This is a genomic window from Micromonospora sp. DT43 (genome assembly GCF_049841645.1).
Taxonomy (GTDB): Bacteria; Actinomycetota; Actinomycetes; order Mycobacteriales; family Micromonosporaceae; genus Micromonospora.
Genome location: NZ_JBNCKR010000013.1, coordinates 190,826 through 202,784, shown reverse-complemented (window position 1 = coordinate 202,784; position 11,959 = coordinate 190,826). Strand labels below are relative to the sequence as shown.

At 68.9% G+C, this 11,959-nt stretch carries 9 protein-coding genes; 2 read left to right on the top strand and 7 right to left on the bottom strand.

Going from position 1 to position 11,959, the window contains the following annotated elements; all coding sequences use genetic code 11:
* Positions 1–239: 239 nt before the first annotated feature.
* From ACLQ26_RS26540 to ACLQ26_RS26510, 7 genes are all read right to left on the bottom strand, one after another.
* Positions 240–1,232, bottom strand: a complete 993-nt coding sequence (locus ACLQ26_RS26540; protein ID WP_425747032.1) for a LacI family DNA-binding transcriptional regulator — start codon at positions 1,230–1,232, stop codon at positions 240–242.
* Positions 1,233–1,336: 104 nt separating this feature from the next.
* The gene (locus tag ACLQ26_RS26535; protein WP_425747031.1) at positions 1,337–3,064 is read right to left on the bottom strand and encodes an IlvD/Edd family dehydratase; all 1,728 of its coding nucleotides are present in this window, start codon (positions 3,062–3,064) and stop codon (positions 1,337–1,339) included.
* A gap of 49 nt (positions 3,065–3,113) precedes the next feature.
* A complete protein-coding gene (locus ACLQ26_RS26530) occupies positions 3,114–3,998 on the bottom strand; it encodes a carbohydrate ABC transporter permease (RefSeq protein ID WP_425747030.1) in 885 nt (294 codons plus the stop codon).
* Entirely contained in the window at positions 3,999–4,940 is a 942-nt protein-coding gene (locus tag ACLQ26_RS26525; RefSeq protein ID WP_425747029.1) for a carbohydrate ABC transporter permease, read from the bottom strand. It abuts the gene before it with no gap.
* Positions 4,941–5,016: 76 nt separating this feature from the next.
* Complete coding sequence (locus ACLQ26_RS26520; RefSeq protein WP_425747028.1) at positions 5,017–6,357, bottom strand: ABC transporter substrate-binding protein; 1,341 nt, start codon at positions 6,355–6,357, stop codon at positions 5,017–5,019.
* A 105-nt stretch (positions 6,358–6,462) separates the two neighbouring features.
* Complete coding sequence (locus tag ACLQ26_RS26515) at positions 6,463–8,637, bottom strand: alpha/beta hydrolase (RefSeq protein ID WP_425747027.1); 2,175 nt, start codon at positions 8,635–8,637, stop codon at positions 6,463–6,465.
* A gap of 122 nt (positions 8,638–8,759) precedes the next feature.
* A complete protein-coding gene (locus ACLQ26_RS26510) occupies positions 8,760–9,782 on the bottom strand; it encodes a LacI family DNA-binding transcriptional regulator (protein WP_425747026.1) in 1,023 nt (340 codons plus the stop codon).
* A 423-nt stretch (positions 9,783–10,205) separates the two neighbouring features.
* On the opposite strand from ACLQ26_RS26510, the gene ACLQ26_RS26505 reads away from it, so the two are divergent.
* Positions 10,206–10,367: a hypothetical protein gene (locus ACLQ26_RS26505; RefSeq protein ID WP_425747025.1), complete on the top strand. Its 162-nt coding sequence runs from the start codon at positions 10,206–10,208 to the stop codon at positions 10,365–10,367.
* Positions 10,364–11,887 (top strand): alpha-N-arabinofuranosidase, encoded by a 1,524-nt coding sequence (locus ACLQ26_RS26500; protein WP_425747024.1) that lies wholly within the window; start codon positions 10,364–10,366, stop codon positions 11,885–11,887. Before ACLQ26_RS26505 ends, ACLQ26_RS26500 begins: the two co-directional genes overlap by 4 nt.
* Positions 11,888–11,959: the final 72 nt, after the last annotated feature.

The following is an 11,959-nucleotide window of genomic DNA, read 5'->3' as shown; positions in this document are numbered from 1 at the left end:
ACGCCGACGTGCCGTCGCGTACGAGATCCCCGTGGCCGCCGCCCATTCCTTCAAGTTCACAACACCGACTATAGCCCGCCAGTGAGCGCTACTGACGACCGACACGCCAGCAGCCGACTACCCTCTCGTCTCGCTCGCGTACGCGACGCCGTCGCGGGCGGACCTGTCGAGGAGACGGTCGCCCGTGGACGTGCCACGCTATAGAAGGTCGGCATTTCGCGCCACACCCAGGCCGTCGCTCACCTGCCGGTCCCGATCAGAGGCGCGGTGCTCTCCCGCACCACAAGCGTGGGGACGACCAACGGCAGGGGCTGAGGCACCGTGTCGTCGATGGCCTGTGTGACGGCCGTGATGGCCCGTCGACCGACCGCGTCGAAATCCTGCTGGATCGTGGTCAACGGCGGAACCAGGTACGCCGCCTCGGGAACGTCGTCGAATCCGACGACGGAGATGTCCTGGGGCACCCGCCGCCCGCGCTCGTGCAGCGCGCGCAGCACACCGATGGCCATCTGGTCGTTGGCGACGAAGACCGCTGTCGTCCCGCGCATCTCGCAGATCCGCAGCCCGGCGACGTAGCCGCTGTGGGCCTGCCAGTCGCCCTGGACCGGCTCGGGTGGTCGTAGGCCCGCCGCGGTCATCGCCGCGCGCCAGCCGTCGCGGCGGGCACGGGCCTCGGCCCAGTTGAGCGGGCCGGCCACGTGCACGATCTCCCGGTGCCCGAGGCCGAGCAGATGGTCGGTCGCCATCCGGGCACCGAGCACCTGGTCGACCCCGACGGTGACGCTGGCCCTGGACACGTCGCCCTCCACCACCACGAAGGGGACGCCGGATCGGGTCATCCGCACCACCTCGAGAGCCTCGTCGTTGCCGGCGATCATCACGACGCCTTCCACGCCGACACGCATGAGGTGTTCGGTGGCGTCGCTGAGCGCCCGTACCGTGACCTCCGACAGGCTCACCGAGGTGGCGAAGTAGCCGGCGGCGCGGGCGGCGTCCTCGACGCTGCGGTGGATGCTCGTCGGACCGAACAGCGTCCTGGCCGTGCCGATGATGCCGATCATCCCGGAGCGTCCGCGCACCAGCGCGCGGGCGGCGGTGTTGGGGCGGTAGTCGAGCCGTCGGATCGCCTCGAGAACCCGTTCCCGTGTCTCGCGTCTGATGGCCGGTGCCCCGTTGATGACCCGGGACACCGTCTGGTGCGACACGCCCGCCAGACGGGCGACGTCCGCCATGACCGGTGGACGGTGGGCGGCCGTCACCGCTTTCTCCGCGTGAACTCGCACTGGCGGGCCGTCCGTTCTTCCAAGAGTCGGGTTCCTCGTCCGTTCCCCGCCCGTCAGTGTGAGTGACGGGGCACCGCGCTGCCGCTTCCACCGACGAGGAAGTCGAGGTCCGCGCCGCTGTCGGCCTGCAGAACATGTTCGCTGTACAGCCGTGTCCACCCCCGCTCGGCCACCGGCTGCGGTGGGACCCAGGCGGAACGGCGGTCGGCGAGTTCCGCGTCGTCGACCAGGAGGTCCAGGCGGCGCGTGGTGACGTCGACGCGGACCAGATCGCCGGTGCGTACCAGGGCGAGGGGGCCGCCCACGGACGCCTCCGGCGCCACGTGCAGGACGCACGTGCCATAGCCGGTGCCGCTCATGCGGGCGTCCGAGATCCGCACCATGTCCGTGACGCCGTCGGCGAGCAACCGGCGGGGCATGGGTACGTTGCCCACCTCCGGGAAGCCGGGGTAGCCGCGTGGTCCGGCGTTGCGGACCACGATCACGGTGTCGGCTGTGACATCGAGATCGGGGTCGTCGGCGGCGACGACGTACTCCTCGATCCGGTCGAAGACGAGCGCCGGGCCGGTGTGCGTGAGGAGGTGGGCGGAGGCGGCGGAGACCTTCAGCACCGCCCCGGACGGCGCGAGCGACCCGCGCAGCACAACGGTGCCGGAGCCGGCAGGCTGGAACGGCTCCTCCAGGGTGGCGATGACGTCGGTGTTCCAGCACTGGGCTCCGTCGACGTTCTCGGCCACGCTCCGGCCGCTGACGGTGATGTGATCCGTGTGCAGCAGCGGGGCGAGTTCCTTCATCACCACCGGGAGGCCGCCCGCGTAGGCGAAGTCCTCCATCAGGTACGCCCCGGACGGCATGAGGTTGACGAGCAGGGGCACGTCGGCGGTGAGGGTGTCGAAGTCCTCCAGCGACAGGGGCACGCCGAGGCGTCCGGCGATCGCGAGCAGGTGCACGACCGCGTTTGTGGAGCCGCCGATCGCGGCGTTGACCCGGATGGCGTTCTCGAACGCCTCGCGGGTGAGCACCGTGGACAGCCGCTGGTCCTCGCCGACCATGGCGACGATGCGACGGCCGGCGGCGTGCGCGAGCGCGTACCGCCGGGAGTCGACCGCCGGCACGGCGGCAGCGCCCGGCAGCTGCACGCCCAACGCCTCGGTCACGCAGGCCATCGTGGACGCCGTACCCATGGTCATGCAGTGGCCCCGGCTACGGGACATGCCGACCTCCGCCTCCGCGCAGTCGGCGGCGGTCATCCGGCCGGCCCGCATCTCCTCGGTGAACCGCCAGACGACGGTGCCGGAGCCGATGTCCTGGCCGCGGAACTTGCCGTTGAGCATCGGGCCGCCGGTCATCATCAGCGTCGGCAGGTCGACGCTCGCCGCACCCATCAGCAGGCCGGGAGTGGTCTTGTCGCAGCCGGAGAGCAGGACCACCCCGTCGAGGGGGTTGGCGCGGACCGACTCCTCCAACTCCATCGCGAGCAGGTTGCGGTAGAGCATGGTGGTGGGTCGCATGAGCGGCTCGCCCAGGCTCATCGCCGGGAACTCCAGCGGCAGGCCGCCGCTCTCCCACACGCCCCGCTTCACCGATTCGGCCAGGTCACGCAGGTGGGCGTTGCAGGGCGTCAGCTCCGACCAGGTGGTGGCGATGCCGATCACCGGGCGACCGTCGAAGACGTCGTCCGCGAAACCCTGGTTGCGCATCCAGGACCGATGGATGAACCCGTTACGGCCCTGGGCACCGAACCACTGCCCGCTGCGCAGCGACCGATCCGTCGTCGACATCAGCACACCTCTCTGTTCGTCCGAACGCGTAGCTGGCGGAAGGTCGGCCCTACCGGAGGCCCCCGACGGACAGTCCGCCGCGCCAGTGTCGTTGCAGGCTGAAGAACGCGATGACCAGTGGGATCACGGACACGAGCGAGCCCAGGATGATGAGGCTCCACAGCGAGGTGCCTCCCGAGTTGTTCGCGGAGGCGATCCCCTGCCAGAGGCCGAGGCCGACGGTCACCGGGAAGAGCCGGTTGTCGGAGAGCATGGCCAGGGGCAGGAAGTAGTTGTTCCAGGACGCCACCGCCGACAGGAGCAGCACGGTGACCACCGCGGGGCGCATCAGCGGAAGAGCGATCTGCAGGAACGTCCGTACCTCTCCCGCGCCGTCGACACGCGCCGCGTCGAGGAGTTCGTCGGGCACCGCGTCGCGGGCGTACACGTGCATCAGGTAGACGCCGAACGGGTTGAGCAGCGACGGGAGGATGACCGCCCACACCGTGTTCGTCAGGCCGAGCCGGGAGAACATGATGAAGGTCGGGATGACCAGGGCGGTGGCGGGCACCATCAGCGCGCCCAGCACGACAGCGAAGCTGAAGCGCCGCGCGGCGAACCGGTACTTGGCGAACCCGTAGCCGGCCATGACCGCCAGGACCGTCGCGCCGACTCCGCCGGCGATGGCGTACAGCGTGGAGTTGAGGATCCACCGCAGGTAGATGCCACCGTCGTAGGTGAAGAGCTGCCTCAGGTTGCCGAGGTAGTCGATCTGGTCGGTGAACCAGAGGGTGTTGCCCCCACCGAACAGGCCCGCCGCGTCCTTGGAGGAGTTGACGATGACCCACCAGAACGGTACGAGGAAGTAGATCACCAGGAAGCCGAGGAGGATCTGCAGGGGCAGGTAGCGCTGCGGGCGGCGGGCGCCGGCGCGGACGCTGGTCTGGTCGGCCATCTAGAGGAAGCTCCTCCGCTTGCGGGTGAAGAACAGGAAGGCGTACACGCAGATGAACACGATGCCGCCGAGGGCGAACGAGATCGCCGACCCGTAGTTGAAGTTGGCGAGCGCGAACGCCTGCTGGTACGCGTACATGTTGGGGGTGAAGTCGGTCCCGATCGTGCCCGCGGCGAGGTAGCGCAGGATCTGCGGTTCGTTGAAGAACTGCAGGGTGCCGATGAGCGAGAAGACCAGGATCAGGATCAGCGCGGGAGCGATCAGCGGGATCTTGATGCGCGTGGCGATCTGCCACCTGCCGGCGCCGTCCATCCGAGCGGCCTCGTAGAGGGTCGGGTCGACTCCCTGCAACGCCGCGTACAGGATGATCATGTAGTAGCCGGCCCACTGCCAGGTGACGACGTTGAGCAGGCCGTAGAAGATCAGGTCACTGCCCAGGAAGTCGGGTGCGGTGGCGCCGAACAGCCCGAAGATTTCTGTGAGCGGGCCGAAGCCCTTGCTGTAGAGGAACCCCCACATCACGGCCCCGATGATCGTCGGGATCGCGTACGGCAGAAAGATCATGAGGCGGGAGAAGCGCGCGAACAGCGTCGTCACCGCGTCCAGGATGAGGGCCAGCACGAGCGCGATGGCGATCTGCACCGGAATGGAGACGAGCGAGAAGCGGAGAACGAACCACGCCCCGGACAGGAAGCTCGGGTCGGTGAACGCCTTCACGTAGTTGTCGAAGAGGACGAAGCTGGTGCCGCCGATCAGCTTCTTCTGAAAGAGGCTGAGGTACAGCGCGTACGTCAGCGGCGCGATGAGGAACGCCAGGAAGACGACCGCGAATGGCCCGACGAAGAGCCACCCCATCAGATGCTCGCGGAGGTGCACCTTGCCACGGATCTTGCGCGTCTCGTACTGACGACGCCGTGCGCGCTTCTCGGTCAGGAGTGTCATCTGTGGTCTCCAGGACGTGGACGCTGGTGGGGGTGGGTGGGCCGGCCGATCGTGCCGGCGCGGCCCACCCGTCCGGTCACTGAACGGTGAAGCCCTGTTCCTTGGCGTACTTCGCCACGTCCTCCTGGAGCTTGTCGGCAGCCTGCGAGCCGCTGACCGAGCCCTTGATGATCTCGCTGACCTGCTTCGTCATCGCGTCCAGGTAGTACTGACCGAAGGGCGCGTAGGCGACGCCCTTGTAGGCCTCGGCCGCGGGAAGGTAGACCTCACTGTTCGCCTGCTGGCCGTCGAAGAACGCCACCTTCAGGTCGACGAACGCCGGATCCTTGAGCGCCGTGAGGTTCAGCGGGAAGATGATCTGGTTGGTCCAGCCGTCGGTGAGCGACTCCTTGTCGGCGTAGAGCCCGTAGGCGACCTTCGCCGCCAACTCCGGCTTCTTCGCCTGCTTGGTCACCGAGAAGGCCGACCCACCCCAGTTGACCTGCACCGGGTTGGTCGGATCCCACTGCGGCAGCGGCGCCACCGCGAACTTGCCGGTGTCCTGGCCCTTACCGACACCCGCCCCGGTCAGGTAGCCGGGCGCCCACGCCGCCGAGATGTACGTCGCGTAGTTGCCGTTGATGACGCCGGAGATGTACTCCGGGGTGAACTGGTCCTGCGTGCCCACCAGGCCCTTCTTGGCGAGGCCGCCCCAGTAGTCCAGCACGTCCTTGGACGCCTGGTCGTTGAGCTTCACACCTATCGACTTCGGCTGCGCCGGATCAAAGGTGAAGGGCACGGCGCCCTTCTGGATCTGCAGCGCCATCAGGACCGCCGGCACGTTCGCGCCGAGGTCGCCGAAGAGCGGGCCACCGGCGTCCTTCACCTTCTGCGCGGCCTGCTCGTACTCGGCCCAGGTCTTCGGCGGGGTGACCTTGTACTTGTCGAAGATGTCCTTCCGGTAGATCATGCCCATCGGACCACCGTCGACCGGGACGCCGTAGACCGCGTCGCCGACCGACACGTCCTTCCAGGCGCCCTCGCCGTAGTTGGCCTTCACCGCGTCGTAGCCGTACTGCTTGATGTCGACGAGCGCGCCCTGGATCTGGAAGGTCGGGATCCGGTCCGCCTCGACCATGATCACGTCCGGCGCCCCGGTGCCCGCCGAGATGGCCGTCTGGAACTTGTCGTACTCGTCGCCGCCCTGCCCGACGTTGGTCCAGCAGACCTGCACGTCGTCGTGCTGCTTGTTGAAGTTGTCCACGACGAGTTGGGTGTTGGGGTACCAGCCCCACATCGTCACCACCGGCACGTTCTGCTTGGTGATGGTGTTCGTGCAGTTGCTCGCGTCGCTGCCGCCCCCGTCGGAGGAGCAGGCGACCAGGCCGCTCCCGGCCGCGAGCATGACCACCGTGGCGAGTATGCGTCGTCTCTTCATTGAGATGGTTCCCTTCGGAGGTGGCGGTGCGGAGGCATCCGTGCGCTGGCGGGCGCCACCGGGGCGAAAGACCCCGCTCCCGGTGGCGTCGCCGGGTGAGGGCTCCTAGCGCTTGAACAGACGCGGAGCCAGGTCGATGAGGTTCTTCTGCCACACGTCCCAGCCGTGCGGCCCGGGGGTGACGCCGTCGAACTCGTAGCGGATACCGAGGGTGTCCAATGTGGTGAGCGACGCCATGAAGCTCGGGTAGACGAAGTCGGTCTGGTCGCCCACGTACAGGCGCAGCATCTTCGTCCCGTCGTTGATCGCCGCCACGTCGACCCCGGCGCCACTGCCGAACCCGGCCGAGAGGGCCGCGACGTACGCGAACTCCCCCGGGTACGCCTTCAGCACCCCGAGCGCCTGCCCGCCGCCCATCGACAGACCGGCGAGGGCCTGCTGGGACGGATCGCTGGAGATGTGGTAGCGGGCACGGGTCGTCGGAACGATGTTCTCCAACAGCTCCCGGTTGAAGTTCGACGAGTTGCCGTTGCCCATCACGACGACCATGGGCGTGAGGTCGCCGTCGAGGAACTGGTTGTCGAGGATCTGCTTGGCGCGGCCCATCTCGACCCAGTCGGTGTAGCTCTGGCCGCTGCCGTGCTGGAGATAGAGGACGGGGTACGGCTGCGCTCGATCCCTGTCGTACCCGGGCGGGGTCCACACCAGCGCGGTGCGGTCCTGACCGGCCACCGTGCTGGAGTAGGTCATGCGCTCGACGGTTCCGCCCCGACCTGCGGGCACGTCCGACAGCAGGCGGGCACCCGGCCCCGGGAGGAGGAAGGTGCTCCACATCGGTTCGGAGCTCACGGTCGTCGGGTTGGAGGTGTCCTTGACCGCGACCCGGTCAACGATGAACCGGTAGTAGTAGAACCAGGGCTTCAGCGGCCCGATTGTCGCCCGCCACCTGTCGCCGTCGCGCGTCAGCGGCACGCGCAGCCAACTGCCGCCCGGCGCGATGTTGGCCCACACCGTGACGTGCCGAGCGTCCGTGAAGTCGGTGGTCGTCTCGAAGGTGACGAACCCGCCCTCGCTGATGAACGGTGTCGGCGTGGTGCCGGCCGGCGGCGGGGTGAACTCCCGCCGCAACGGCTGGTGACCGGGGCTGGGCCGGTGGTCGGCCACGTGCCGGAACAGCCGCGGCAGGAGGTCGACCAGGTTCTCCTGCCAGGTGGTCCAGTTCGCGCCGCCGTCCGGGTTGACCCCGTCGAACTCGAACCGGACGTCGGCTCGGTCCAACGCCCTCATCAGCCGGTAGGTGGGGTTGTACGCGGGATCGGTGACGTTGCCCGTGTAGAGGCGCAGCAGCTTGAGGCCGCGGTTGGTCGCCGTGGCGTGCTTCCGGTCGACCGCCGGGGCCGACGTGCCCGAGAACGACCCGACGTACCCGAACTGACCCGGCTTCGCGAGCGCGGCCCGCAGCGCCTGCGCGCCACCGTCGGCCACTCCCGCGATCGCCTGGTGTGCCGGATCGCGAAGGACCCGGTAGGTGTCGGCGACCGCCTTCCGGAGGTCCGTCAACTCCCTGTCGTCGGCGTCACTGAGCACCACCACCATCGGGCTGATGGCACGCGCGGCCGAGAGGTTGTCGAGGATCTGCTTGGACCGACCGAGGTCGAGCCAGTCGGTGGCGGCAGCACCGGCGCCGGACTGGAGGAAGAGGGCCGGGTAACCCTTCGGTCCCTTGGCCGCGTACCCCGGTGGCGTCCAGACCAGGGCGGATCGCTGCGCGTTCCTGGTGCGGTAGGTAAGCGTCTCGATCTTTCCGCCGGTGCCGGCCGGCGCGTCGACAAGCCACCGCGCCGAATCACCCGCGACGAGGAAGGTGCTCAGCAGCGGGTCCGACGCGACGCCTGTGGCGTTCGTCGGGTCCTTGATGGTCAAGGTGTCGTCGGCGGTGAGCTGATAGCGGTACAGCCCCGGGGCGAGCGCGCCCAGCACACCGGACCACACGTCACCGCGACGGGTCAGACCGAATTCCGCCCAGGTGGCCGACGGACCGAAGTTGCCCTCGACGACGACCTGCGAGACGGTGCCCAGCTTCTCCTGGACGTACGCCGCGGGAACGGCGAACGAGGCGTAGCGGTCCTCGGAGACGGCCAGCCACGGCGTGTCCGCCGTCGCGGGCTGCGGGGCGAGCAGGGCCGCCGCGATGGCGACGACTCCGGCGGTGAACACCGCCGAGACCCGCCGGCGTACGCCCGGGCGGCGTAAGCGCCCATGATAATGTTCGGTTGTCACGCTCCACTCCTTTCATGTGCAGGCAGCGGATGCGACCCGCTGGCCGGCTCAACTCATCGGTGGATCTCGCCGTACGTGGTGCGTGCACCTCCTTCCCACTCCTGCCACGGGTGCGCAAGTTCTCACGGTCGTGCCGCGCCCTGAGGTGCCGCAGTCGAGTTGCGGACCACGAGACTTGTCGGGAGCACTATCTGGTGGGGCTCGTCCCACTCGCCGGTCACCAGCGACTTGAGCATCCGCGCGGCCTCGTACCCGAGCTGGTACATCGACTGGTCCACAGTGGTTAGACCCGGCTCGGTCAACGCCGACTCCGGGATGTTGTCGAACCCGACGACGGACAGGTCCGCCGGGACGGAGAGCCCCATCTCCCTGGCGACCTCCAGGACCTTGAGGGCCATCCCGTCGCTCGCCGCGAAGATCGCCGACGGCCGGTCCGCTCGTCGCAGCAGGGCACGCGCCAACGGAGTTGCCGACTCGGGGTTGAAATCCCCCCTGCCGATCAACGTCGGGTCGACCGGGACGCCGGCCTCGGTCAGCGCCGCCCGGTAGCCCTCCTCACGCGACCACGCCGAGGCCAGGCTGTCGCGGCCGGCGATGAACCCGATGCGCCGATGACCCAGGCCGAGCAGGTGCTCGATCGCTGTGGTGGCGCCCGCGAGGTTGTCGGCCGTGACCGAGGGCGCCGTCGAACCTCGCACCGGGTCGATGGCCACGACTGGTGTCCGGCTGCGTACCTCACCCCACGGGGTGACGACTATGCACCCGTCGGTGAGGGTGCCCGACAGCCGGGTCAGATGCCGCTGCTCCCAGCCCTCCGAGTACGACCCGTAGAGGTCGCTGTTGGCGTAGATGATGAGGTCGAAGCCCGAGCGGCTCAGGGCCTTCATGACCCCCTTGAGCACCTCTGCCGTGTACGACTGGAAGCTGTGCGCCACGAGGCCGAGAACATTTGTGCGGCTGCGGCGGAGGCTCGACGCCACCAGGCTCGACTCGTAGCCGAGCTGCTGGATCGCGGTGCGCACCTCGGCGATCGTGCGGGCACTGACGCCGTAGTGCCCGTTGACGACGCGCGAGACGGTGGCTGTGGAAACGCCGGCGACCCGGGCGACATCACTCATTGTCACCGGCGCATTGCCTTCGATCATGCCGCTCTCTCTGGACTGCAATCGTTATCGGTTACGTTTCCAGGATGTTGCCAACGTAACGGACGACGATTACGAACACAAGACTCCTTCACGCGCACGGGAACCCGGATCGGAAGGTCCTAACGGGATGGTCGCAGCGTGGACTTCCCACCCCGACAACCGATGCGCAGAAAGCGAACGGTCGCCACTTCCGGCGGCCTGAGTGGATCGCCAATTCCGCGATGGCTCCACCCGATGACAACTCCGGGAACCATTCCCGGCCGCCGATGACCGATCACGGCAGCGGAACGAGCCCGGGGCAGGCGACACCCGCGTCCGGCGCAGCCGTCCGACGCGAACATTGGTCACGGCCGCCGTGTTCCCTGCCGCAAACGTGATCGGTAACGTTTACATAGATCGAGAACGTAATCGACGATCATGGCGATGTCCAGAGCTCGCACCGACCCACCGCCCCTCGGTCCCGGCACCGCGACGGAGATCTCGACGTCGGGGCCCCGCACGAAGGAGCCCGCCCTGAACACCCACCTCCACCGCGCCGCGCTGCCGATCCGACCCCGTCGCGACCAGCAGGGAGGGCTGTCGTGAACACCGCGCGCCTGCTCCTGGATCCCCGCCGACGCGTCGCGCCGGTGCCCCGCCGACTCTTCGGCTCGTTCGTCGAGCACCTCGGCCGTGCCGTCTACACCGGAATCTACGAGCCGGGCCATCCGACCGCCGACGCGGACGGCTTTCGAGGCGACGTCCTCGCGCTCGTCCGTGAGCTGGGCATCACCGCCGTCCGCTACCCGGGCGGCAACTTCGTCTCCTCGTACCGCTGGGAGGACGGCGTCGGGCCGGTCGACAAACGACCGGCCCGGCTCGACCTCGCCTGGCACAGTCTGGAGACCAACGCGTTCGGGCTGGACGAGTTCATGCGCTGGGTCGGCAAGGCCGGCGTCGACCCGATCATGGCGGTCAACCTCGGCACCCGTGGCACGGCCGAGGCCGTCGACCTGCTGGAGTACGCCAACCACCGCGGCGGGAGTCACCTCGCCGAGAAGCGGCGCGACAACGGCGCCGCCGACCCGTACGGGATCAGGCTGTGGTGCCTGGGCAACGAGATGGACGGCCCGTGGCAGGTGGGCCAGCGCAGCGCGACCGAGTACGGGCGGCTCGCGGCGCAGACCGCGAAGGCCATGCGCCGTTTCGACCCGGACCTCGAACTCGTCGCCTGCGGCTCGTCCTATCTCGGCATGCCGACGTTCGGCAGTTGGGAGCGCGACGTGCTGACCGAGGCGTACGACGACGTCGACCTGATCTCGCTGCACGCCTACTACCAGCCGGTCGACGACGACCTGCCCAGCTTCCTCGCCTCGGCCGAGGACATGGACGTCTACATCGAGGCCGTCACCGCCATCGCCGACTCGGTCGGAGCGATCCGCCGGTCGACCAGGAAGATCATGATCGCGTTCGACGAGTGGAACGTCTGGTACCAGTCGGCCGCTCCGTCCACCCCGCCGAGTGGGGAGGACTGGCCGGTCGCGCCGTCCCTGCTGGAGGACCACTACAGCGTGGCCGACGCCGTCGTCGTCGGTGGCCTGCTCATCAGCCTGCTGCGGCACAGCGACCGGGTGACCGCCGCGTGCCAGGCCCAACTGGTGAACGTCATCGCCCCGATCATGACCGAACCGGGCGGCCCGGCCTGGCGGCAGACCATCTTCCACCCCTTCGCCCGCACGGCCCGGCACGCCCGGGGCGCAGTGCTCGACGTGCTCCGCGACAGCAGCACGACGACCACCGACCGCTACGGCGCGGTTGACGCGGTCGACGCGGTCTCCACCTGGGACGACAGCACCGGGGAGATGACCGTGTTCCTCGTCAACCGGGTCGTCGACACTCCGGCCGAGGTGACAGTCGACGTCGCCGGCGCCCAGCTGGGCGGGATCATCGAGTGCGTCACAGTCGGCGGCGCCGACCTCGACGCCAAAAACACCGCCGACGGTCCGGACCACGCCGAGCCGCGCCCCAACGACACGACCCGGGGCACCGGTGCTGGCGTCCGGCTGACCCTTCCGCCCGCGTCGTGGACCATGCTGCGGCTCCGCGCCACCGACGTGACCCCGTAGGCCACCCCCGGCCGCCGGCGGGGCGGGGGTGAAGACGCGGCCGCCGCGGCCCGCGCGGGTGAGATCTCGGGG